This is a genomic window from Nesterenkonia sp. E16_10, assembly GCF_017347085.1.
Taxonomy (GTDB): Bacteria; Actinomycetota; Actinomycetes; order Actinomycetales; family Micrococcaceae; genus Nesterenkonia.
In genome coordinates this window covers 78,548-98,682 of sequence record NZ_JADPSA010000029.1, presented here as the reverse complement: position 1 = coordinate 98,682, position 20,135 = coordinate 78,548, and the positions used below count along the sequence as shown (strand labels likewise).

26 protein-coding genes are annotated in these 20,135 nt (G+C 66.3%); 16 read left to right on the top strand and 10 right to left on the bottom strand.

All coding sequences use genetic code 11. The features are described from left to right. The first annotated feature begins 168 nt into the window (after window positions 1–168). From I2487_RS09140 to I2487_RS09130, 3 genes are read left to right on the top strand one after another with little or no spacing between them, the layout of a single operon-like run. Window positions 169–933: a hypothetical protein gene (locus I2487_RS09140; protein ID WP_207172128.1), complete on the top strand. Its 765-nt coding sequence runs from the start codon at window positions 169–171 to the stop codon at window positions 931–933. Further along, window positions 930–1,412: a phage holin family protein gene (locus I2487_RS09135; protein WP_207172130.1), complete on the top strand. Its 483-nt coding sequence runs from the start codon at window positions 930–932 to the stop codon at window positions 1,410–1,412. Before I2487_RS09140 ends, I2487_RS09135 begins: the two co-directional genes overlap by 4 nt. Continuing rightward, a complete protein-coding gene (locus tag I2487_RS09130; protein WP_207172132.1) occupies window positions 1,409–1,984 on the top strand; it encodes a DUF3618 domain-containing protein in 576 nt (191 codons plus the stop codon). The genes I2487_RS09135 and I2487_RS09130 overlap by 4 nt, the downstream gene beginning before the upstream one ends. Window positions 1,985–2,177: 193 nt before the next feature. On the opposite strand, the gene I2487_RS09125 is transcribed toward I2487_RS09130, so the two are convergent. Next, window positions 2,178–3,209, bottom strand: coding sequence for an aldo/keto reductase (locus I2487_RS09125; RefSeq protein WP_207172134.1), 1,032 nt, complete (start codon window positions 3,207–3,209; stop codon window positions 2,178–2,180). A gap of 234 nt (window positions 3,210–3,443) precedes the next feature. On the opposite strand from I2487_RS09125, the gene I2487_RS09120 reads away from it, so the two are divergent. After that, entirely contained in the window at window positions 3,444–4,076 is a 633-nt protein-coding gene (locus I2487_RS09120) for a GyrI-like domain-containing protein (RefSeq protein ID WP_345941384.1), read from the top strand. A 100-nt stretch (window positions 4,077–4,176) separates the two neighbouring features. Further along, on the top strand, window positions 4,177–4,461 hold the full coding sequence (locus tag I2487_RS09115; RefSeq protein WP_207172135.1) for a DUF1540 domain-containing protein: 285 nt from the start codon (window positions 4,177–4,179) through the stop codon (window positions 4,459–4,461). A gap of 52 nt (window positions 4,462–4,513) precedes the next feature. Here the strand turns inward: I2487_RS09115 and heR are convergent, their stop codons facing one another. Beyond that, complete coding sequence (gene heR / locus I2487_RS09110) at window positions 4,514–5,359, bottom strand: heliorhodopsin HeR (protein WP_207172139.1); 846 nt, start codon at window positions 5,357–5,359, stop codon at window positions 4,514–4,516. Window positions 5,360–5,442: 83 nt separating this feature from the next. On the opposite strand from heR, the gene I2487_RS09105 reads away from it, so the two are divergent. Further along, the gene (locus tag I2487_RS09105; RefSeq protein ID WP_207172141.1) at window positions 5,443–5,904 is read left to right on the top strand and encodes a DUF2243 domain-containing protein; all 462 of its coding nucleotides are present in this window, start codon (window positions 5,443–5,445) and stop codon (window positions 5,902–5,904) included. 31 nt (window positions 5,905–5,935) lie between these two features. Next, entirely contained in the window at window positions 5,936–6,760 is an 825-nt protein-coding gene (locus tag I2487_RS09100) for a cytochrome c oxidase assembly protein (protein WP_207172143.1), read from the top strand. A 12-nt stretch (window positions 6,761–6,772) separates the two neighbouring features. Here the strand turns inward: I2487_RS09100 and I2487_RS09095 are convergent, their stop codons facing one another. From I2487_RS09095 to I2487_RS09080, 4 genes are read right to left on the bottom strand one after another with little or no spacing between them, the layout of a single operon-like run. Continuing rightward, the gene (locus I2487_RS09095; protein WP_207172145.1) at window positions 6,773–7,195 is read right to left on the bottom strand and encodes a DUF302 domain-containing protein; all 423 of its coding nucleotides are present in this window, start codon (window positions 7,193–7,195) and stop codon (window positions 6,773–6,775) included. Between the two features lie 52 nt (window positions 7,196–7,247). Then, complete coding sequence (locus I2487_RS09090; protein ID WP_207172147.1) at window positions 7,248–8,249, bottom strand: M56 family metallopeptidase; 1,002 nt, start codon at window positions 8,247–8,249, stop codon at window positions 7,248–7,250. A gap of 2 nt (window positions 8,250–8,251) precedes the next feature. After that, window positions 8,252–8,629: a BlaI/MecI/CopY family transcriptional regulator gene (locus I2487_RS09085; protein ID WP_207172149.1), complete on the bottom strand. Its 378-nt coding sequence runs from the start codon at window positions 8,627–8,629 to the stop codon at window positions 8,252–8,254. Then, window positions 8,626–9,213, bottom strand: coding sequence for a hypothetical protein (locus I2487_RS09080; RefSeq protein ID WP_207172151.1), 588 nt, complete (start codon window positions 9,211–9,213; stop codon window positions 8,626–8,628). Before I2487_RS09080 ends, I2487_RS09085 begins: the two co-directional genes overlap by 4 nt. 110 nt (window positions 9,214–9,323) lie before the next feature. Here I2487_RS09080 and I2487_RS09075 point away from each other — a divergent pair, with 110 nt between their 5' ends. Genes I2487_RS09075 through I2487_RS09060 form a run of 4 tightly spaced genes read left to right on the top strand, consistent with a single transcriptional unit; the run spans window position 9,324 to window position 12,912 of the window. Continuing rightward, entirely contained in the window at window positions 9,324–10,124 is an 801-nt protein-coding gene (locus I2487_RS09075) for a DsbA family protein (protein ID WP_207172153.1), read from the top strand. Beyond that, the gene (locus I2487_RS09070) at window positions 10,124–10,996 is read left to right on the top strand and encodes a cytochrome c biogenesis CcdA family protein (protein WP_207172156.1); all 873 of its coding nucleotides are present in this window, start codon (window positions 10,124–10,126) and stop codon (window positions 10,994–10,996) included. Before I2487_RS09075 ends, I2487_RS09070 begins: the two co-directional genes overlap by 1 nt. Beyond that, window positions 10,993–12,258 carry a hypothetical protein gene (locus I2487_RS09065; RefSeq protein ID WP_207172158.1) on the top strand — a complete coding sequence of 422 codons (1,266 nt, stop codon included), beginning with the start codon at window positions 10,993–10,995 and terminating at the stop codon, window positions 12,256–12,258. The genes I2487_RS09070 and I2487_RS09065 overlap by 4 nt, the downstream gene beginning before the upstream one ends. A gap of 27 nt (window positions 12,259–12,285) precedes the next feature. Beyond that, window positions 12,286–12,912, top strand: coding sequence for a class I SAM-dependent methyltransferase (locus tag I2487_RS09060; RefSeq protein ID WP_345941383.1), 627 nt, complete (start codon window positions 12,286–12,288; stop codon window positions 12,910–12,912). Between the two features lie 313 nt (window positions 12,913–13,225). Here the strand turns inward: I2487_RS09060 and map are convergent, their stop codons facing one another. Further along, window positions 13,226–14,011 (bottom strand): type I methionyl aminopeptidase, encoded by a 786-nt coding sequence (gene map / locus I2487_RS09055; RefSeq protein ID WP_207172162.1) that lies wholly within the window; start codon window positions 14,009–14,011, stop codon window positions 13,226–13,228. Beyond that, window positions 14,008–14,319, bottom strand: coding sequence for a hypothetical protein (locus I2487_RS09050; protein WP_207172164.1), 312 nt, complete (start codon window positions 14,317–14,319; stop codon window positions 14,008–14,010). Before I2487_RS09050 ends, map begins: the two co-directional genes overlap by 4 nt. A 121-nt stretch (window positions 14,320–14,440) precedes the next feature. On the opposite strand from I2487_RS09050, the gene I2487_RS09045 reads away from it, so the two are divergent. Then, window positions 14,441–15,193 carry an ion transporter gene (locus I2487_RS09045; RefSeq protein ID WP_207172166.1) on the top strand — a complete coding sequence of 251 codons (753 nt, stop codon included), beginning with the start codon at window positions 14,441–14,443 and terminating at the stop codon, window positions 15,191–15,193. Here I2487_RS09045 and I2487_RS09040 read toward each other — a convergent pair. Together I2487_RS09040 and I2487_RS09035 are read right to left on the bottom strand one after the other, a co-directional pair. Next, the gene (locus tag I2487_RS09040) at window positions 15,171–15,692 is read right to left on the bottom strand and encodes an SgcJ/EcaC family oxidoreductase (protein WP_207172168.1); all 522 of its coding nucleotides are present in this window, start codon (window positions 15,690–15,692) and stop codon (window positions 15,171–15,173) included. The genes I2487_RS09045 and I2487_RS09040 overlap by 23 nt on opposite strands. A gap of 2 nt (window positions 15,693–15,694) precedes the next feature. Continuing rightward, window positions 15,695–16,471: an SOS response-associated peptidase gene (locus I2487_RS09035; protein ID WP_207172170.1), complete on the bottom strand. Its 777-nt coding sequence runs from the start codon at window positions 16,469–16,471 to the stop codon at window positions 15,695–15,697. A 424-nt stretch (window positions 16,472–16,895) separates the two neighbouring features. On the opposite strand from I2487_RS09035, the gene I2487_RS09030 reads away from it, so the two are divergent. The 4 genes from I2487_RS09030 (at window position 16,896) to I2487_RS09015 (ending at window position 20,129) form a co-directional block, all read left to right on the top strand. Beyond that, window positions 16,896–18,056 carry an ATP-grasp fold amidoligase family protein gene (locus tag I2487_RS09030; RefSeq protein ID WP_207172172.1) on the top strand — a complete coding sequence of 387 codons (1,161 nt, stop codon included), beginning with the start codon at window positions 16,896–16,898 and terminating at the stop codon, window positions 18,054–18,056. A gap of 90 nt (window positions 18,057–18,146) precedes the next feature. Then, entirely contained in the window at window positions 18,147–18,614 is a 468-nt protein-coding gene (locus I2487_RS09025) for a hypothetical protein (RefSeq protein ID WP_207172174.1), read from the top strand. A gap of 77 nt (window positions 18,615–18,691) precedes the next feature. Next, window positions 18,692–19,747, top strand: coding sequence for a DMT family transporter (locus tag I2487_RS09020; RefSeq protein WP_207172176.1), 1,056 nt, complete (start codon window positions 18,692–18,694; stop codon window positions 19,745–19,747). Beyond that, on the top strand, window positions 19,659–20,129 hold the full coding sequence (locus I2487_RS09015) for a hypothetical protein (protein ID WP_207173048.1): 471 nt from the start codon (window positions 19,659–19,661) through the stop codon (window positions 20,127–20,129). The genes I2487_RS09020 and I2487_RS09015 overlap by 89 nt, the downstream gene beginning before the upstream one ends. Window positions 20,130–20,135 lie beyond the last annotated feature (6 nt).

The window sequence follows — 20,135 nt, the reverse complement described above, 5'->3', positions numbered from 1 at the left end:
CGAAAGGCAGTCATGACTGACCACAACAACACACCGCCCCGCCCGTCCAACCCAGAAGATGCCGCGCACGGGACCCCCTCCACAGCAGCACCCGGATCCGCTCCACCCGCCCCGGCTGCGACTGAGCCGGTTCCTGCAGTGTCCTCAGCCCCACCGGGCCTCGAGTCTGTGACCGGTGAACCAGGCTACTCCGACCCGCATGCCTCCGAGACCGGTTCTGCCTCGAACACCAATGGGGCCAGAGGTGCGGCCCAGGATGTCGCCGGGGACGCCACAGAGGCCGGACGGGCGGTCAAGGACACCGCGGCTCAGGAAGCCGCAGGGGTCAAGGACGACGCGGTGCGCGAGGCCAAGCGCCTCGGTGGTGAGGCGGGCACGGTGCTCGAGTCCCAGGCAGCTGAGCAGCTGGATCGCGCAGCAGGCACGGTCCGCAGCTTCAGCGACGACGTCGCCCGCATCGCTCGTGGGGAGAAGCCTGAGCCCGGGGTTGCGAAGGACCTCGTGGACCAGTTGAACAGCCGCGCCGAGGCCACCGCCAGCTGGCTCGAAGACCACGATCCGAGGGAGGTCCTGCACGAGGTGCAGAGCTTCGCGCGTCGTCGACCGGTGGCGTTCCTGGCCATCGCGGCCGGGGTCGGTTTTGCCGCAGGCCGGTTCACTCGTGGGCTCAAGCAGAATCATGCCGATGACGCTCAGCCGAGCTCCTCGACCTCGAACCACCGGGCCACCAGCGCGTCTGGGCACCCGGCTCGACACAGCACCCCCGAGACTCCTGCCGGGGCCGCAGCCGGCACCGCGCCTACGCCCGGTACCGCAGCTGGCAACGCCTCCGGGCCTGCTCCCGGCACCTCGGCCGGCACCGCCTCTGGCCCGGTCCCCGGCACCATCCCCGCGGGAGGCACGGATCCCTACGCCGGAGGTGCTGGCCGATGAGCAACTTCCATTCCCCGACCGGACACTCCCCCACAGGGTCGGCCTCACCTGGCCCCGCGCCTGTCGACACTGCACGCCAGGCCGAGCGCAAGGCGGAGCAGGAATCCTTGGGGTCGTTGATGTCCCAGGTCAGCAATGACCTCTCCACACTGATCCGGCAGGAGACAGCGCTGGCGAAGGCGGAGCTCTCCGAGACCGCGAAAAGGTCCGGCAAGGGCGCGGGCATGTTCGGCGGCGCCGGCATCGCCGGGCATTTCGTGCTGCTCTTCCTCTCCATCGCCCTCTGGGCCGGGATCGGCTCCACCGATCTGGGATCGGCCTGGTCTGCGGTGATCGTCGCTGCGGTCTGGGCGCTCATCGCCGCGGTGCTGGCGGTGCTCGGCAAGAAGAACCTGGAGCAGGTCAAGGGCGCCCCGCACACGACGGAGACCCTCAAAGAAGTACCTGACGCACTCACCCCCACCAAGGAGACCCGATGACACACCAGACTCCGGAAGAGATCCGCGCCGATATCGAGCGGACCCGCAGCAGCCTCTCCCTTGACGTCGACGCCGTCGCCGACAAGGTCTCACCCTCCAAGGTCGCGCAGCGACAGACCGAGAAGGTCCGCAACACCGTAGGCGGATGGAAGGATCACGTGATGGGCTCTGCCGATGACGCCTCGACCACGGTCTCTGATCAGGCGCACCACGCAGCCGAAGGCCTCCACCAGGCGCCCGGAGCGGCGAAGCAGAAGACTCGCGGAAACCCGTTGGCGGCCGGGCTGATCGCCCTGGGCGCCGGGTGGCTCGCAGCCTCGCTCGTGCCGGCCTCTGAGCCGGAGAAGAGGGCGGCCGCCAAGCTCGAGGACCAGGCCCAGCCCCTGGTCGATGATGCCAAGAGCCAGGCGAAGTCGATGGCTGAGGAGCTCAAGGAACCGGCGCAGGAATCTGCGCAGCGAGTCCGGGACTCAGCGGCTGAGAGTGCGCAGAACGTGAAGTCCGAAGGACAGGACCAGAAAGACACGGTCGCAGACTCAGCGAATTCCTCGGCTCAGGACGTCCGGGGCTGAACCAGCACAGCACCAGGGCGGGCCCCCGGCTCTGAGAGCGGGCCCGCCCTGGTGCTGCCGTTGGGTCGACGCGATGATGCTCTGTGGGATCCTCGCGGGCTCCACAGGACCGCTCGCAAGACACTGAGCGCCGGGTAGTCGATGTCAGCTGATGACCTCGACTACCCGGATCTCACTTCTGGGTCCCGCGTCCTCACCGCCCACCGGCGAGCTTGCGGTGCCGCTGCTGAACCCCTGCCGAGCCGTAGGGGTAGTCCTCCATCTCAGGCTCGCTGGCAGCCGTCAGTCGATCGAGCTGATCGGCGCTCAACTCGAGCGCATCCGCCGACATGTTGTCGCGAAGCTGCTCCAGCGTACGGACCCCCAGGATGACCGAAGTGACGGCAGGCTGGGCGCTCAACCAGGCCAACGACACCTGCGAGGGGGTGGCTTGATGCTCCTCGGCCACCGCGGAGACGGCATCGATGACCCGCCAGGTGCGTTCCTCGGCATTGCGCTTCTCCCAGGCTTCCATGCCACGCTCCGGGTTCTCCCCCAGCCGCGTCGATCCGGTCGGTGCTTCATCGCGGCGGTACTTCCCGCTCAGCCACCCGCCGCCCAGCGGCGACCACGGCAGCAGGCCGATCCCAGCATCAAGCGCCGCCGGGACGATCTCGTGCTCGATCCCGCGGACCAGAAGGTTGTACTGCGGCTGCAGGGTCACCGGCAGCGACCAGCCGTGCCGATCAGCCAGGTGGACGGCCTTGGTGAGCTGCCAACCCGTGAAGTTGGAGAACCCGTAGTACCCGATCTTGCCGGCCGTGACGGCGTCGTCGAGGAAGCGCAGCGTCTCATCCAGCGGGGTGATCGCATCCCAGGCATGCAGCTGGTACAGATCAATATGCTCGACGCCGAGTCGGCGCAGCGAGGCATCGAGCGCGTCGCGCAGATGCCGGCGTGAGGTGCCCAGGTCATTGGGACCCTGTCCCATGGGAAAGCGACCCTTGGTTGCGAGAACGATCTGGCGTGCCTCGGTCGGGTGGGAAGCGAGCCAGCGGCCGATGATCTCCTCACTGGTGCCTGCGGTGTAGACGTCGGCGGTGTCGATGAAATTGCCGCCGGCCGCCACGTAGGCGTCGAGAAGCGCATGCGAGGTGGCCTCATCGGCCTCCGCACCGAAGGTCATCGTGCCCAGCGCCTGGGCAGAGACCACTGCACCGCTGCGTCCCAGTGTTCTGTAAGTCATGGAAGCCTGTGTCATGTCCTGTCCTTCTGAGAGAATGCGTCACGCCCCTGAGATGGGGCGACCGACGACCGTGGTCGGCTCAAACAGCCCGACCTATGGCTCTATGACTTCAACAGTGGTTCCCTATCAAAGACATATTGTCAGCTGACCATAACCTGACCATGAGGTCTTGAGGATTGCAGGCTGAGGAGCTTCTAATGGTGGATAACCGCCGCAATCGGAAGCGAGCAGACTGTGACCGAGAAGATCGATTTCAAGAAGACGATGGCCGGTTACAGGGCCAAGCCCGGCCAGTATCAGATCCTCGAGCTGCCCCAGATGCAGTATCTGATGATCGACGGACACGGTGATCCGAACACCTCGCCCGACTACGCCACCGCGCTGGAATCGCTGTATCCCCTGGCGTACGCGCTGAAGTTCGCCAGCAAGCGAGAGCTGGCCCGTGACTATGTGGTCCCGCCGTTGGAAGGCCTGTGGTGGGCCGATGACATGACGGCGTTCACCAGCTCCCGGGACCCATCGAAGTGGCAGTGGACGCTGATGCTGATGGTCCCCGAGTGGGTCACGCGCGAGATGTTCGATGCGGCAGTCACCGCTGTCCGCACGAAGTCCTCTCCCCCACGTCTCGCGGACGTTCGTCTGGAAACACTCGCGGAGGGCCGTTGCGTGCAGACACTGCACCTCGGTCCGTTCGAGGAGGAATCCAGGTCTATAGAACCGATGCATCGTGATTTCATCCCGGGCCAAGGTCTACAACCAACAGGCAAGCACCACGAGATCTACCTCAGCGATCCGCGCCGGGCCGCCGCCGCCGAGAAGCTGCGCACGATCATCCGGCAGCCCGTGACGCGGTCTCTGACTCGGTGATTAGGTCACACAAATGGTCCTTTTTGATCGGCGTGATCAGGCCTACGGTGGAGACATGAAGCGGCCCGATCGGGCGGCTGGACCGAGGAGGATCCCAGTCATGACTACCCACGTCTCGGAATGCAGCGTGGAAGCCTGCTCGTTCAACGAACACTCCCACTGCAATGCAGCGGCCATCACGGTGGGCGGCCAGGAAGACCACGCCTCCTGCGCGACCTTCATCGACATCGGCGTCCACTGCGGGCTGCCTAAGGTGTTGGCCGGCGTCGGAGCCTGTCAGCGCAACGAATGCGTCCACAACGATCACCTGATGTGCAGCGCATCCGAGGTGCGTGTCGGGCCGGGCCTTGACGACGCAGACTGCCTCACCTACACCCACCGCTGAGGTCTAACCCTGGCGGCGCGCCCGGCCCTCTCCGGGCCGGGTCCGGGGCAGTTCACCCCACGAGGACATTGGCGAACACCTGCCAGGCCAGCAGGCTCTTGGCGATCAGGCTGAGCACGATATAGGTGCGCTCCCCGGTCAGGTAGTTGCTCCAACGGCCGACCTGCTTATACTGCAGCCATTGGTTCACGGCGAAGCTGTTGAAGAACACGAACAGCGACACGATGATGCCGTAGACGAACCCTGGCGGACCCTCCCCGCCCTCGACGCCGACATTGATGATCAGGTAGACCGCCGCGGCCAGCCACGGTCCGATGCCTGCGATGCAGCCGAACCAGAAAGGCGTCCACCAAGCGCGCCTGCCCCGGACCGAACGCCCGGAGGCCCCGTGCATCAGACCGTTGTTGCTCATCTCCATGAGCCAGCCGAAGAGAATCATCGCCACATTGGCCAGCCCCAGGCCGATCAGCGCCGCGATGTCGGAGATGCCCAGCAGCAGGCTGATCAGCAGGATCATCAGCGTGGAAGACAGGCTGTACTCCACCCAGCGGAAACGGTTGCGTCCCTTGGACAGCTCGCCGATGTAACGCCGGAAGCCCCAGGGAGAGGCGATGAGGAAGTGGAAGAAGGCGGAGAGCAGCAGGAACGATGCCGTCGCGTATCCCAGCGGAACGTCAAAGACGAGATTGGCGGCGCCTTGGGACACCGGTGTTCCGGGAGGACCGTTCAGCGCGAAGGTCGAGACCTGCAGGCTGAAATCGTTGCTCAGCGCCACCATGGCGGAGCCCGAGATGAGATGCAGCACGCCCATGACCAGGTTGAAGATCCGGAGCCGTCGCGCCGCCGGTGCCGGCACGTCGACGGAGACAGTGTGCAGCTCTAGCGGATAGGCGCTCATGTAGACCAGTGTCGTCCCATCCAGAGACCTTTGACCAGGGTCCTTTGGCTCTCCGACCTGCGGGGCTAGGCTGAGTCTTGTGAATGCTCCCTCCAGCGAGGCACTGGCTCGGCGGATCGTGCTTCTCCGGCGTGCTGTTCGGGTGCGGGATCGCGGCCTCGATGATCGACCTGTTCATCTTCCACCTGGCGCTGCAGTGGCACCACTTCTACGATCTCTCCACCAGCGAGGTCGCGCTCACCGCGGACGGGTTCTTCCACGCTTTCGGCTGGTTCATCACCGTTTGGGGCCTGTTCCTGCTCGCGGACATCCGGCGCCGCGCCCAGGTTCACTGGGCACGCTGGAGCGGCGCGGTCCTCACCGGAGTCGGGTTCTTCCAGCTTTTCGATGGCGTCGTCTTCCACAAGCTGCTCGGGATCCACCAGATCCGGTACGGGGTGGACCTCTTCGTCTATGACCTCACCTGGATCGGTTCGGCCGTGGTGCTTCTGATCATCGGCCTGCTGATCCTCCGTCGCACCCGGCCAGCGCAGGTGCCGGCGTGAGCCTCGATCCCGCACCGTCCAGACGCAGCTGATGGATCATCACGGGGAACCCCTCGAGGGTCTCGGTCTGGAGCCGGCGGACCCGCTGATCTGGGCGGGGCTCGACGTCGTCGTCGTGCTGCTGCTCCTGGCCGCGGTGTGCATTCACACTGCCGGATTATGGGCCGCGCGTCGCCGGAGCCCGTGGCCCCGGCACCGCAGCCTGCTCTTCCACCTCGGGCTGATCTGCGCCGCCGGCGGGCTGCTCGGGCCCGTGGCCACCGCGGCGCACACCAGCTTCACCGCGCATATGCTCGGTCATCTGCTGCTGGGCATGATCGCGCCGCTGCTGTTGGTCCTCAGCGCACCGGTCACCCTCGCCCTGCGTGCTCTGCCGGTCCATGCCGCCCGAGGCCTGACTCGCGCGCTGCGCAGTCCCGGTGTCCGGGTGCTCACCCACCCGGTAGTCGCTGCGGTGCTGAATGCGGGCGGGCTCTGGCTGCTCTATACCACCGACCTGTTCCGGGTCATGCATGTCTCCCCGGTGGCCTATGCACTGGTCCATCTGCATATCTTCGTGGCCGGCTATGTCTTCACGGCGTCACTGATCGGGGTGGATCCAGACCCGCACCGGGCATCGATGCCGGTGCGCGCGGCGGTGCTGATCCTGTTCATCGCGGCACATTCGATCCTGGCCAAATGGCTCTATGCGCATCCGCCGGCGGGCGTGGAACCCGGGGACGGGAAGACAGGGGCACAGCTGATGTACTACGGCGGGGACGTGGTGGACATCTCGCTGCTGGTGCTGCTCTTCGCCGGCTGGTATTCCGCCACGCGTCCGCGCCACCGGGCGCACGATGCGGTCACCTCTCGGTGAGGCCTGGTGCTCTCAGGCGTCCTTCGAGGCGGCGCCGACCGCGTCCAAGGCCGAGCGCAGTCGCCGTTCCGCATCCTCTGCGACCTCTCGGACCGCTGCTGAGTCGCTGAGCTGGACCATGGTCTGCGGGTCGATCGCGTCGATGGTGGCGTGGTCCTCGGTGGCGCCGCGACGGACCACGACGTTGCAGGGCAGCAGCGCGCCGAGCTGCGGCTCGGCGGCCAGGGCCTTGCTCGCCATGCTGGGGTTGCAGGCGCCGAGGATGACGTAGTCCCCGACGGCTTCGCCGGACTCGGCGCCGAGCTTCTTGGTGAAGGTGGCCTTGACGTCGATCTCGGTGAGGATCCCGAAGCCCTCTTCGGCCAGGGCCGCACGAGTAGCCTCCACCGCCTGGGGATAGGACATCGGGACAGTGATCGTGTGGGTGTAGCTCATGGACTTCTCCTTCGACTCGCGCTGCGCTGACCTGGACGAGTCAGCGTGTTCTTCAGGCTCCAATCACACACCCGGAGACGACTGCGCTCAGTGCGGCACCGTGTGCGGTGGCGCTGGTGAGGATCAGCACAGCCATGATCGCGATCATCGCCAGCGCTCCCAGCATGCCATGTCGAGGGTTCTGCGGGGCGACCAGCTGCCGGACCCGCTCGGGCCCTGCGGCCAGAAGCACGCGCTCTGAGCCCGTCCGGTCGCTGGCCCTGCGCTGTCCGCTGCTCGCCTCACCCAAGATCAACAGGGCCGAGGCGAGCGCTCGGGTACCCGCTCGGCGCCTCGCAGCATTGTCCGCCGAGACCTCCAGATAGTGCGGAACGGCGTCCGCGATGGCGGCGGCCAAGGGGACCCTTCGCAGCGGCCCGGTGATGCTGCCGATGAGGTCCAGGACCAGATGGTGGCGTTCCCGCAGGTGCGCCGCCTCATGGGCAAGCACCGCACGCAGCTCCTGCGGATCCAGCGCCGCCAGCAGCCCCGTGGTGACGACGATACCCCACCGGTCCCGTCCGAGCGCGAACGCCGAGGGGTGGGGATCGTCGACCACGGTGACCAGGTGCCCGTCGATGATCCGCCGGTGACCCACTGGCAGCAGCGAACGGCAGGTCTCTTGAAGTGAGCGCCGCCGCTGCACCACAGCGCGCAGTCCCAGAGCCACCAGGAGCAGCCCTGCCCCGGCGGGGGCCATGAGGAACGCGGCCGAGGGGACCCCGGTCTCCAGGACGAACCCGGCGGAAAAGGGGTTCGAGGCCTCCAGACACCTCTGACACACCTTCGCCACCGACTCCGGAAGCGGACTCGGGCCGGTCAGCGACCAGGCCAGGAACAGTCCCGCGGCCATGACCGAGGCCAGCCAGAGCGCGAGGCTGGATCCCAGGCTCACCACCGCCAGACGCGGGAACCGGATCAGGGCGGGGGCTGCGGCGCGGATCAGCGGACGCCCGAGCACGGCCGCCGCGAGCACGGCGAAGACCATGAGCAGGGAGATGAGCAGCGGATTCATGCTCAGTCCTGGGAGTTCTCGAGGTAGGTGCGCAGCAGGTCCCGCTCGTCCTCAGGCATGGTGTCCACGAAGTGCAGTATGGACGCGGTGCGGTCCCTGCTGACACCGAGTGCTTGTTGCATCAAGCCCGCGGTATGTTCTTCGCGGGTGCGCTGCGGCAGGTAGCGCACCGAACGACCCTCCCGCGTGGGCGTCACCAGAGCCTTGCGCTCCAAGTTGCCCATCACGGTGGCGATGGTGGTGTAGGCCGGGCGGCTGGGCAGCTGGTCCATCACCTCGCGCACGGTGTGCCCGGAGTGATCCCAGAGCAGATCCATGACCTGCTGCTCGAGCGGACCGAGTCGCTCGGCTGGGGTCTGCGGCTGACGTTCTTCGCTCATGCTGTGACCAGCTCCTTGCTGGGTCGAACGGTGCAGGCCACCTGGCCCTTGAGCCGCCAGATCAGCGCGAGGCCGGTGAGCAGCAGCGCGCCGAGGGCGAGGATCGGCTGCAGCGGGGTGAAATAGGTGATCGCTCCGGAGTATCCGAGGGCGATGAGCGCAATCTTGTTGCAGACCGGGCAGCCCACTGCGAACCAGGCCAGCACCATCCCGGTCATCCCGAAGCGGCTGGTGCGCCGCTCCTCGGAGGAGGAGGTCCGATCCTCTGCTTCGCCGGCGGTGGCGTGATCGAGTGCGCCGGAGCTCGTCCGTTCTGAGCTCGAGGGCCGCACGTAGGTCGCCATCAGCATGCCGCTGAACACCGAGGTCAGGATCCAGACCGGGTAGTTCCACCACACCGGCGGGATGTCCCGGGCGAAGTAGGCGTTGGGGATCAACACCGTGGCGACGCCTACCAGCACACCGATGACTCCGGCGGCGATCGTGGCGATGACGATCTGACGGGGCGTCCAGGAGCGGAGCGCCTGGACCGCGAGCGCGCTGGAGGGCTTCCACTGCGCCAGCTGAATCGAAGGAGGAGCCATGGGACCACTATGCCGCAGATCTACTATCTTGCATAGTTACTATGTGGTGTAGTTACTATGTCGGATAGTTACTACGCTCCGTAGTAGCTCACGTGATGAGAAAGGCCCCGATGCCACTCCCCTCCCCTGCAACCCCCACCGTCCGTCCTCGGAGAAACACCCTTCTGCCGCTGTTCGTGATCATCATCGCGGCCGCGATGATCGCCTTCGTGCTCTGGCAGAACGTCGCCGATGACGCACCCGAATCCACGCAGGACACCGTGGGACAGGGCGTCGCTGAGCCAGATGCTCCCGGCCTTGATTCTCAGGCTGAGGGGCCGGTGGCGGTGCCTGAGGGCGGAGCCGAGCCTGAGCAGGAGGACATGAGTGACATCGAGCGCCGGGATCCTGATGATCTTCTCTCCGTGGGTCCCGAGGACGCGCCCGTGGCGATGGTGATGTTCAGCGACGCCCAGTGTCCCTTCTGCGCCACCTGGCACGAGCAGACCCTGCCCACGATGAAGGAATACGTCGACGCTGGGGAGCTCCGCATCGAATGGCGGGATGTCAACGTCTTTGGCGAAGCCTCCGAGCGGGCGGCCCGGGCCAGCTATGCCGCCGCGATGCAGGATCAGTTCTTGGAGTACCAGGGCCTGCTCTTCGCTGGTGGCGAGACTCGGCCTGAGGCCGGGCTCACGGAGGAGGGACTGGTCGACCTTGCTGAACAGGTGGGACTCGACACCACGCAGTTCCGAGAGGACATGAACTCCTCGGAGGTCGCCGAGCAGATCGCTTCCAACGCCCAGGAGGGCCTCGACATCGGGGCCTACTCCACGCCGGCGTTCATCGTGGCGGGGGAACCGATCATCGGTGCCCAGCCCACCGAGGTGTTCGTCTCCGCGGTCGATGACGCTCTGGCCGAGGGCAACTGATGGAGATCAGTCTGGTCACCGCTTTCCTCGGCGGAATGCTGGCACTGTTGAGCCCGTGCAGCGCACTGCTGCTGCCGGCGTTCTTCGCCTCTACCATCGGGGCTCGCCTGACACTGCTGGTCCACGGAGGCATCTTCTATCTGGGTCTGGTCCTCACGCTGGTCCCGCTGGGACTGGGTCTGGGCGCGGTCGGGACGTTGTTCATCGACCACCGTCAGGCACTGATCGCGGCGACCTCCGGACTCCTGATCCTGCTTGGCCTTGCCCAGATGCTCGGCTGGGGCTTCGACTTCTCCAAGGCGCTTCCCGGGACTCAGCGGCTGCAGCAACGGGCCCACGGCGAAAAGGGTCTGATCCGGACATTCCTGCTCGGTGCCGCCAGTGGCGTGGCCGGGTTCTGCGCGGGGCCGATCCTCGGGGCCATCCTCACCCTCGCGGTGGCCCAGGGAAGCATCCCGCAGGCAGGTCTGATGCTTGCCATCTATGCCGCCGGAATGGTCCTGCCGCTGATGATTCTTGCCGCACTGTGGGGACGCATCGGTCCCAGGTCCATGAGGCTTCTCCGCGGACGCGGCTTCACCCTCTTCCGCCGCGAGCTCCATACGACCTCGGTCCTCGCCGGCGCGCTGATCCTCGGTGTCGGCGTCCTGTTCTGGACCACCAACGGACTCCTCACGGCTCCCTCCCTGGTTCCCAGCGGGACCCAGGGGGCGCTGCAGGCGATGGCCTCCTCGGCGACTGGTCCGGTCGCAGACGTTCTTCTGATCCTGGGGGGCGCCGCGACGCTGCTGCTCATCTGGACACTGACCTGGCGCAGGAGCGGCCGCACCCCTGACCGTGTGGAGGCCCCCGGTCAGGAGTCTTCTCGATGAGCGCCGAACGGTCTGCTCTCCTGCCCGTCCGAGGAGGCGTGGTCTTGGGCGTCCTCGGCCTGACCCTGGGAGCCTGTGCCGCGCCAGCAGAGCGGGATCCCTCCGCCGAGGCCGGGTCGACCCCTTCACCGGGCTCCATCGACCCCGATCCGGTCCCGGTCCAGTCACCGGCAGAGGAGGTGGACCTGGACGCGATCCAGCTTCCTGTGCACCTGAGCGACTTCGTCAGCGTCGATCCCGGGTGGGACACTCCCCCTCAGGTCCACGACGGCGTCTTCCTGGGCCCGCGAGAAGAGGACGGCAGGCTGGTGTTAAGCGCCGTATCCGCCGATGGGACCGTGCTGTGGACTGCGCAGCGTCCGCTCAGCTGCACGGGCTTTGCACTCACGAGTGCAGGTGACCGGGCTCTGGCGGTGCTCACCGATGTGGACCCTCCGAACTCCCCGCAGGACTCCTCGATCACCACCACCGCGAGCGCCTATGATCTGCACACCGGAGAGCCGGTCTGGGGCCCCGTAGAAGTCCCGGGACCACATCAGGGACCCGGTCTGGTCTTCGCGGAACCTCACGAGGAACCGATGGGCGGAACCGGTCGGCGGGTCGCCCTCGACCCCGAGACCGGGGAACGCAGCCCCGACGGCGACCATGTCGTCGGGGAGTTCTTCGGAACCACGGTCACCGCTCGCGATGGAGAGCTCATCGCCAGCGACAGTGAGGGTCAGCTGTGGCGCGCGCCGTCCTCCAGCCCCTCGGCCACTCCTGACCCGGAGATCCCCATCAGCCCTGCGACCAACCGGCTTCCGCCTGGCACGGCCCTCCTCGGCTCGCCGGCGGATGGTTACGATCTCTGGGACCTCAGCGGCGGCGAGCTTCTGGCGGAGGGGATTCAGGACGCCATGTTTGACCTGATGTCCGAGACCTGGGTCGCGATCCGCGGGGATGAACTCGTAGGATTCGACTCAGCGGGTGGAGAGCTCTGGTCCCTCGGCCTCGATGCGGAACCCGAGATCCTCGGCGTGGGCGGAGTCATGGCCTACACCCTTGCTGACGGGGATGCCCTCGACATCTACAACGTGGTCACCGGCAACACGGCCCGGATCTACGATCCGCTCGACGACGGCGCCACGGCCATCCCCTTGGCATTCACAGACACCGGTGCCACAGTCGTCGATACCGGGACCGAGTTGTTTCTGGTCACCGACGAGCCAGGTCCCCCGGAGGATGCTCAGGCAGAGAGCGAACACTCTGATGAGAGACCATAGGGAATCCAAGCGATGAGAGGTGCCACCGTGAGTGATGACAGCCCAAAGAACTTCTGGGAGAGCCGCTACGCGGACTCTGAGCGGATCTGGTCCGGTCGGGTCAACCCCACGATGAGCTCATTGGTCGCTGACCTGCCGGCAGGACGCGCCCTGGACCTGGGCTGCGGGGAAGGTGCTGACGTGCTCTGGCTGGCGGCTCGAGGGTGGCAGGCGATGGGCATAGACATCTCAGCCACCGCTGTGGCGCACGGGAAGGCCCAGGCTGAGTCGCATGACCTGGGAGACGGCAGCGCTGTGTTCCTCGCCGCAGACCTCCCCGAGGGTATGCCAGAGGGACCCTTCGATCTGATCAGTGCCTCCTTCCTGCAGTCCCCGGTGGCGCTGGACCGACAGCGGATCCTGCAGACGGCCGCTGACCGGGTCGCGGTGGGCGGCCGTCTGATGCTGGTCTCCCACGCGACCTCCCCGCCGTGGTCAACTCACCGGCACGGACCCGATGAGATGCCCACCCTCGAGGGCGACCTGTCCGCCCTGGTGCCCCGGGACGCCTGGGAGGTACAGGTAGGTGAGCTGCGGGAACGGTCTGCGAGGGGACCGAATGGTGAAGACGCCACCCTCGAGGATCTGGTCATCCTGGCCAAGCGGTTGCACTAGTGAACTAGCCTGGTGCTTCAGTCCAGGTCAGATGCGCGCAAGCAGCGCTGAACGGGGAGGCGTGAATGACGCACCGGAAGAAGGACCTCCTGCTGGGGGCCACCTTTGGCCTGGCCGTGCTGGTGGTCGCGGAAACGGCGCGTCATCTGCTCGGGCACGACCGGTCCCTGGGCGAGATGGCATGGAGCCTCTGGGTGGTCCCGTTCGGTGCGGTCATCTGGCGCGTCGGCGGGTCAGCACGCAGGAGCAGAGCCCTCACTCCCCCGGGCGGGGCACCCGCCAGCAGGTCCCCAGGTATGACGAGAGATTCGCGCTAGCGATCTCTCCCGGGTGTCGGCAGGGTGAGGATCTCGGCACCATCCTCGGTGATCGCGATGGTGTGCTCGCTGTGTGCGGTGCGGGCTCCCGTGGCGCTGCGCAGCGTCCAGCCGTCGGCATCGGTGCGCAGCGCATCGGTGTCTTCCATGACCCACGGCTCCAGGGCGAGCAGCAGTCCGGGCTGCAGCTTGTATCCGCGACCGGGGCGCCCGGTGTTCACGATATGCGGGTCCTGGTGCATGGTGGACCCCACTCCGTGCCCGCCGAACTGAGTATTGATCGGGTACCCAGCATCGCGCAGGACCGTGCCGATGGCGTGGGAGAGATCCCCGATCCGAGCCCCCGGACCCGCGGCAGCGATCCCCGCGGCTAGCGCCCGCTCGGTGGCCTCGATCATCGCCACGCTTTCTGGCTGCGGAGAGTCCCCCACCACAAAGCTGATCGCCGAGTCTGCGACGACCCCGTCCAAAGACACGGCAAGGTCGAGGGTGAGCAGGTCGCCGTCGGCCAGGGCGTAGTCATGGGGCTTGCCGTGGAGCACCGCGTCGTTCACCGAGGTGCAGATGTAGTGGCCGAAGGGTCCGCGTCCGAAGGAGGGCTCATAGGCCACGTAGCACGAGGTGGCTCTGGCCTCGAGAATCATGTCCTTGGTCCAGGCGTCGATCTCCAGCAGGTTCGTGCCCACCACGGCGCGGCGCTTCATGGTCTGCAGAATGTCGGCGACCAGCGCGCCGGTGACCCGGCCGCGCGCCACCCCTGTGGCGTTGAGAATCTCGATCATGAGCGACCCTCGGAGGCTGCCGCGACCCGACGATTATGCAGATAATTGCGCAGGCACCCAGGAATCGCGCCCAGCACGATGAAGAACGGCCCCGCCGCGCGACCATAGGCGTCGCTGAACACCCAGGCACTGGCCAAGAACAGGATGAACGCGAGGAGCCGCAGCACCGCGACCTGCGGAGGGTTGTTCGGCGGCCTGCCGAAGAAGAACGGCAGTCGAGTGTCGGGATTCACACTCCGGAGCATGTCGAAGGACGCGGTGAACAGCACCGCAGCGATGACCCACACAATGATCGCGAATAGCTCCATCGGATCATTCCATCGCCCCAGGTACCCTGAGTCAATCCTTCTGCCTGTCCGAGCAGCTGCGGCCGCACTCGTAGAGTGGCGGGAAGGCATACACCGCATCACCTATGGAGGTCAGCAGACCGTGAGCAACCGACCCGTGCGCGCACCCGCGCAGAAGGCCGAGCGGGAGAACGCCGCAGAACGCCTCGCAGCACGGTTGGATCGCCCCATGGGCATGCTCGGGATCGTGTTCCTATTCGTCTTCCTGGGCCAGATGCTCGTCACGGAGCCGGGTTGGAGCCGCGCGCTGAGCGCTGCCGGCTGGGTGTTCTGGTCCGTCTTCGTCGCGGAGTTCCTACTGCGCGCCTATGTCGCCGGGTTCCAGAAGGCGTTCTGGCGACGCAACTGGTGGCAGGTGATCTTCCTGTTGGTGCCGTTCCTGCGGTTCGTCCGGGCGCTGCAGGCCGTGCGCCTGCTGCGCGTGACGCGGGTTGCCCGAGTGGGCGGGATTCTCTCCGCCGGGGTGCGCGGCTCTCGCTCCGCCGGACGGCTGCTCTCCAGCCGCATCGGTTGGCTGGCCGCAGTGACCGCCGTCGTCATCCTGGCCGCGAGCCAGCTGCTCTACGCCTTTGAGTCCCATGACGACTACACCAGTGCGCTCTATGAGGCGGCGCTGGCGACCGTCACCGGCACCGGGATCAGCACCCAGGACCCCTTCTCCAAGGTGGTTCAGCTGGTGCTCGCGGTGTACTCGGTCGGCGTGTTCGCGACGCTCGCAGGATCCGTCGGCGCGTATTTCCTGCGCGGTGAGGCGCCGGCGCCTCCGTCGGCCCAGGAGCAGCCGGTCGCGCAGAACTCGGGCCCGGCCACACTCAGCGACGCGGAGTCCCGCTGAGGTCCTGGTAGGCCGTGGGCTGGCGCGATTCGCCGGAGGCCGTCAACGTCTCGGCACCCGGCACACGATCGGTGTTCTGCGCGCTCACAGCGAGCCAGCTGCCGTCCTCCTGGTCTTCCGGGGTCCCCGGCTGACGCTGCAGGGTGAAGCTGATGACGCCCTGCCGGGCGCCCGGGCGTGTGTCCTGGGCTTCCCCGGGCGCGGGGGTCTGACCGGTGAGCGTCCACACCGCATGAACGACGGCGACGCTCTCCCCCAGCTCACGCACCCGGATCTGTTCGAGCTGCATCTGCGAGCCGCCGAAGATCTTCGCGAATCCGTATGCGTGGGCGGTGCGGATCCGTGTGCGATTGGTCCACCAGAGCCCTACCACGTTGACGAAGTCGGCATCCTCGACGAACAGCGCGGCCAGAGCCTCGGCGTCTGCCCTGTTCCAGGCCTCGGCAAAGCCTTCCGCGATGTCGCCGGGGGTCTCGACGCCGAGGTGCTTTCGGTCCATCATCACTCCCACAAGGTGGGCGCGGGCTCAAGAAGCTGCGCTCCGTTATTGCGCACATTGCCGACCGCAGGATCTACCTCGTAGATCTCCCAGGCGGAGGCGACCTCGGTGATCTCGCCGCGCAGCTGCTCCAGCAGGACCTCCAGCTCCTCGGGGGTCTTCTCCCCTGGGTGGATCCAGGTCGCCGCGAACTCCGCCGTCATGGCCAGCGGGATGCGGTCATGCAGCGCGCCAAGCTCACTCAGCACGCCGTCCTCGGTACTCTCCGGGGATGGCCCGGTGAGGATGGTGCAGGAGAGGATCCACGGGTCTGACTCCCCGCGGGCCTCGGCCTCCTTGTCCTTCCACCATTCGTAGAGTCCGGCGAAGACCAGTGGGGAACCCTCGGCGGACCGGATCGCGTGCGGCCGCTTCTTCGCTCCACCGGCCTTCCACTCGTAGTAGGCCTCAGCGGGGACCGCGCAGCGCCGCGCCTTTGCCGCCGCTCGGAAGCTCGGCTTTGACGCCACCGTCTCGGAGCGGGCGTTGAAGGTGCGGGAGCTGAAGGTCATGTCCTTGGCCCAGATCGGCAGCAATCCCCAGCGGGCGGGGTGGAGTTCGCGCAGCGGCGCCCCCGAGTCGTCATAGCGTTCGACCAGGATCGGCACCGTGGAGGTCGGGGCGATGTTCCAGTTGGGCTTGAGTTCGAAGGCAGGTGGCTGCACGGGTCCCAGGTGCGCCCGATTCAGATCATCGGCCAGATCACCGGTGTCCTTGGCCATGACATAGCGTCCACACATGGTCCGAGCTTGGCAGATGCGGGGGTGGACGGCAATCGGCTTGGCCCCTGCAGTTCCTGCTCGACACAGCCGTCTCTGCATCCGCGCTGCGCCGAGTCGGTGACAGAAGGTCCGTGGCTCAGGGACGCATGGGCACAGCGACACACCCAGACGATCAACCGGTCAGGTCCAATGCGATTCTTCTCTCCGACCGGGCCGGGCAACCATGTAGGTACTGGGGCGTCACAGAACTCCAGAGAAGCCGCCCGCGCATATACCTTTGAGACTGCGAAAAAAGCGGAGCAGCAGCATCTGACCTTCCAGGAACTGATGCTTGGCCACTCCCAGGCAAGACCACGGCCCCTTTCACCACTGAATTGGTAGAAATCGACCAGCAGCCCTCCGAGCTGACTCATCACGACGCACGAAGAACCGGTATCCCTCTATGACATCCGCCACACCCGATACGAAGTCTCCCTTCCTCAATTTCGTAGCGGCCGAGTTTCGTAAACGCGGCTCCCAGCATCGCCGCGACCTCTCGAACAAGACCTACGTGCACCAGCTGCTCTCGGAGAAGACGCTCGGCGGAGAGCGGATCGGACTGCCTCAGCAGTACGCAGTGCTGACCTCCACCGCACAGATCACCGCGGAGCTGCTTGGTGACCGCATCGCCCTGAAGTTCGCCAATGGCTGGTCGGCCAAAGGCGTCATGCTGCTCGAGCGCCTCGGCGATGACCGTTATTACGACCACATGGCCTCGCGCGAATGGACCCTCGAAGGGATCCGCGGGAAGCAGGATGCGGTGGCGGCCAAGTTTCCCGGGAAGAAGGCCGAATGGATCGTGGAGGAGCTGCTCCGCGGGATGCAGCCCGGTGCGGTGCCCTTCGACTACAAGTTCTACATGTTTCAGGGACAGATCGGCATGGTCGCCCAGATCGACCGGAACTTCTCACCCCCACGCATGGTGAAGCTGGACGGCGATCTGAAGCCATTCGTCCCCGGGCGGGACTATAACTTCCGGCCCTCGGACATCCAGCCAGGAGTGCCGGTGGTCCCACGTTCAGCGGTCATGCTTTCGCGGTGGGCCATTGAACTCGCCAAGATGACCGACGCCCCGTTCGTGCGCGTCGACCTCTATGACACTGTCGACGGACCATATTTCGGTGAGTTCACGTTCTCCTCCGGGGCAGAGTTCAAGAAGACCGTCACCTACAGCGAGGAGGTGCTCGATTACTTCGATGCGTTGTTCGCTGACGCGAAGAGGACCCTCCGGGGAGAGGTGGTCGAACCCCCGCAGAACTGGAGCACGTTGCTGCAGTCCACCGACGCCGAGGTGCTGGCCTCACACCCCCGGATCAGCCCCGCACGCTATCAGCGCATCGCCGACTTCCTCTATACCCGAAGCAGTCTCGGTGGATTTCGGCTGGCGCGCGCTCAACAGAAGCTGCTGGAACACGGTGGAGACGCCGCAGTCAATGAGTACCTCGCGCAGGCGCATAGGTCTGCAGGTCGCCGGGCATTGGCCCGACGACCTCAGATTCCATCGGCGCTGCACAAGGTGACGCGGAGGGTCACGCGGAGGCTCAAGCGGAGGCTCCGCAGATAGTCCACGGCAGCTCTGGCCAGGCCGCAGACAGGATATGCCGATCTCGTCGAGATCTATCTTCCCACCGGAGAGATCTATAGGCTCGAACCAATGACATATTCCACGGCACAGACAATCTCCGAGGCCGGTCTCAGCCGGCGCGTCTCCATCCCATTGTTCGTGCTCCTCGTCTTCGGCGCGCTGCCCGCACTCCTCTTCGCCCCCCTCGGGGTCGGTGTCAGCGTGCTCGCGCTGGTGGGACTGATCGGCGCTGCGGTCGCGTTCTCCCGGGTCAAGATCGTCGCCGGTGATACGGGACTGAGTGCTCGGTGCATGGGGATCTTCCACGTGAGCTTCGCGTGGGACCAGACCCTCTCGGTCCAGGAGGGTCCCGAGACCGGGGTCCTGGAAGGGGCCGGCTATCGGATTCTCCCGGGTGGAAAGGTGGGTCTCCTGGTCGGTGGTCCAAGCGTCGAGGTTCGTGATTCAGGCAAGACCTATCTGCTGAGCGTCCACAATTCTGGGCGAACGGTGGAGGAGATTCGCCGGCACCTCGCAGCCGCGAACGCCAGACCCTGACCGCTGCCGACTGACCCGCAGACCTCCTCCGGTGTCCCGGAGGAGACGCCCCTGACCATCGACCAGGAACCTCACTGATGCTCCCCTACCTGCTGATGATCATGGTCGTGATCTTCTACGCAGGGAACATCCTGGTCGGTGAGGCGCTCAACGATCTCCCGCCGCTGACCATCGCGTTTGCGCGGCTCGCCGTCGCTTTCCTGTGTCTCGCGCCTCTGGCAGCCCGCGCCGCCTGGCGGTCCCGAGCACTGTTCCTCCATGAGTGGAAGCCGCTGCTGCTGCTCACCCTCACCGGTGTCGCGTTCTTCAACACCTTCATCTACGCGGCCCTGCAGTTCACCTCCTCCACGAATGTCTCGGTGCTGGAGACCTTGATACCCGCCCTGACCCTGGCACTGAGCGCCCTGGTCCTGCGCGAGCGGCTGCGGTTGCTTCAGTGGACCGGCCTGGCGCTGTCGATCCTCGGGGCGCTCTGGGTGATCACCGATGGGCAGATCTTCGCTCTGGCACAGCTGCAGTGGAACATCGGAGATGGCATCATGCTCGGAGCGGTCGCCTCCTGGGCGGTCTACTCCATCGCTGTCATCCGATACCTCAGCCTCTTTCCCACCTTCGGCGTGCTGCTGGTCATGACCGGGCTCGCGGCACTGATGCTGGCGCCGCTGGTCGCCCTCGAGTGGATGGCGCTCGGACCTCCGGAGCTCAGCCCGAGCGAACACCTTCCTGGTCTGCTCTACCTGGGAGTCTTTCCGGGACTGCTCGCGCTGCTCTTCTACAACCGCGCGGTCCAACAGCTCGGTGCCGCCCGGGCGTCCAGCTTCTTGAACTTCCTCCCGGTCGCCACCATGGCCGGAGCGGTCATGTGGCTCGATGCCGAACTGACACCCGCCAAGGTCACCGGCGCGCTGGTCGTCGTGCTGGGGGTCTCGATCACCACTCGGGCGGGCCTGCGACCCTCACCTCCGCCGAGCCCAGCTCGTGGCCCAGCGCACCCCAGCAGCTCGAAGAGACTCGCAGAAAATGATCCTTATGGAGAGGACCCACATGATCAGCAACGACCGCGCAGAGGATCGGTCCGCCCACGAACCGGACCCGAGGACCCGGCGCCGGGCGCCCCTGGGTCCGCCGCATGATGCCTGTGCGACCGTCGGTCTGACCGTGGCCTTCGCGGGGGCGTTGTTCTTCAGCGGGCGCGTGAGGGCAGAGGCCGACGGCCTGGGGTGGATCGGCATGATCGTCTCCCTGGCGGCAGTTGTCGGCCTCGCCTCCTATCTGCAGCGCGCCTATGGCTTCCGCTCACGCGGGGTCTGGGGCGAGGCCCCCACGGGTGCGGTGATCGCGAGCTTCTTCGCCTCCTTCTACGTCATGCAGTTCATCCCAGCCGCGCTCTACGAGGCGTACTTCGAGGAGAGTCTGCTGGCCTACACCGTGAGCTGCCTGGCCCTGGCCATGCTCGTGTTCGGCTTCCTCCGCGTGGGACTGGGCAGTTCGAGGGCCAGGTCCGATTCCCGCTAGCTTTCT

What these genes read in the sequence shown, in the direction of transcription:
- I2487_RS09135 (WP_207172130.1), top strand. Translation starts at nt 930, where the DNA reads ATGAGCAACTTCCATTCCCCGACCGGACACTCCCCCACAGGGTCGGCC.
- I2487_RS09130 (WP_207172132.1), top strand. Translation starts at nt 1,409, where the DNA reads ATGACACACCAGACTCCGGAAGAGATCCGCGCCGATATCGAGCGGACC.
- I2487_RS09125 (WP_207172134.1), bottom strand. Translation starts at nt 3,209, where the DNA reads ATGACTTACAGAACACTGGGACGCAGCGGTGCAGTGGTCTCTGCCCAG.
- I2487_RS09115 (WP_207172135.1), top strand. Translation starts at nt 4,177, where the DNA reads ATGACTACCCACGTCTCGGAATGCAGCGTGGAAGCCTGCTCGTTCAAC.
- heR (WP_207172139.1), bottom strand. Translation starts at nt 5,359, where the DNA reads ATGAGCGCCTATCCGCTAGAGCTGCACACTGTCTCCGTCGACGTGCCG.
- I2487_RS09105 (WP_207172141.1), top strand. Translation starts at nt 5,443, where the DNA reads ATGCTCCCTCCAGCGAGGCACTGGCTCGGCGGATCGTGCTTCTCCGGC.
- I2487_RS09100 (WP_207172143.1), top strand. Translation starts at nt 5,936, where the DNA reads ATGGATCATCACGGGGAACCCCTCGAGGGTCTCGGTCTGGAGCCGGCG.
- I2487_RS09095 (WP_207172145.1), bottom strand. Translation starts at nt 7,195, where the DNA reads ATGAGCTACACCCACACGATCACTGTCCCGATGTCCTATCCCCAGGCG.
- I2487_RS09090 (WP_207172147.1), bottom strand. Translation starts at nt 8,249, where the DNA reads ATGAATCCGCTGCTCATCTCCCTGCTCATGGTCTTCGCCGTGCTCGCG.
- I2487_RS09085 (WP_207172149.1), bottom strand. Translation starts at nt 8,629, where the DNA reads ATGAGCGAAGAACGTCAGCCGCAGACCCCAGCCGAGCGACTCGGTCCG.
- I2487_RS09080 (WP_207172151.1), bottom strand. Translation starts at nt 9,213, where the DNA reads ATGGCTCCTCCTTCGATTCAGCTGGCGCAGTGGAAGCCCTCCAGCGCG.
- I2487_RS09075 (WP_207172153.1), top strand. Translation starts at nt 9,324, where the DNA reads ATGCCACTCCCCTCCCCTGCAACCCCCACCGTCCGTCCTCGGAGAAAC.
- I2487_RS09070 (WP_207172156.1), top strand. Translation starts at nt 10,124, where the DNA reads ATGGAGATCAGTCTGGTCACCGCTTTCCTCGGCGGAATGCTGGCACTG.
- I2487_RS09065 (WP_207172158.1), top strand. Translation starts at nt 10,993, where the DNA reads ATGAGCGCCGAACGGTCTGCTCTCCTGCCCGTCCGAGGAGGCGTGGTC.
- map (WP_207172162.1), bottom strand. Translation starts at nt 14,011, where the DNA reads ATGATCGAGATTCTCAACGCCACAGGGGTGGCGCGCGGCCGGGTCACC.
- I2487_RS09050 (WP_207172164.1), bottom strand. Translation starts at nt 14,319, where the DNA reads ATGGAGCTATTCGCGATCATTGTGTGGGTCATCGCTGCGGTGCTGTTC.
- I2487_RS09040 (WP_207172168.1), bottom strand. Translation starts at nt 15,692, where the DNA reads ATGGACCGAAAGCACCTCGGCGTCGAGACCCCCGGCGACATCGCGGAA.
- I2487_RS09035 (WP_207172170.1), bottom strand. Translation starts at nt 16,471, where the DNA reads ATGTGTGGACGCTATGTCATGGCCAAGGACACCGGTGATCTGGCCGAT.
- I2487_RS09030 (WP_207172172.1), top strand. Translation starts at nt 16,896, where the DNA reads ATGACATCCGCCACACCCGATACGAAGTCTCCCTTCCTCAATTTCGTA.
- I2487_RS09025 (WP_207172174.1), top strand. Translation starts at nt 18,147, where the DNA reads ATGACATATTCCACGGCACAGACAATCTCCGAGGCCGGTCTCAGCCGG.
- I2487_RS09020 (WP_207172176.1), top strand. Translation starts at nt 18,692, where the DNA reads ATGCTCCCCTACCTGCTGATGATCATGGTCGTGATCTTCTACGCAGGG.
- I2487_RS09015 (WP_207173048.1), top strand. Translation starts at nt 19,659, where the DNA reads ATGATCAGCAACGACCGCGCAGAGGATCGGTCCGCCCACGAACCGGAC.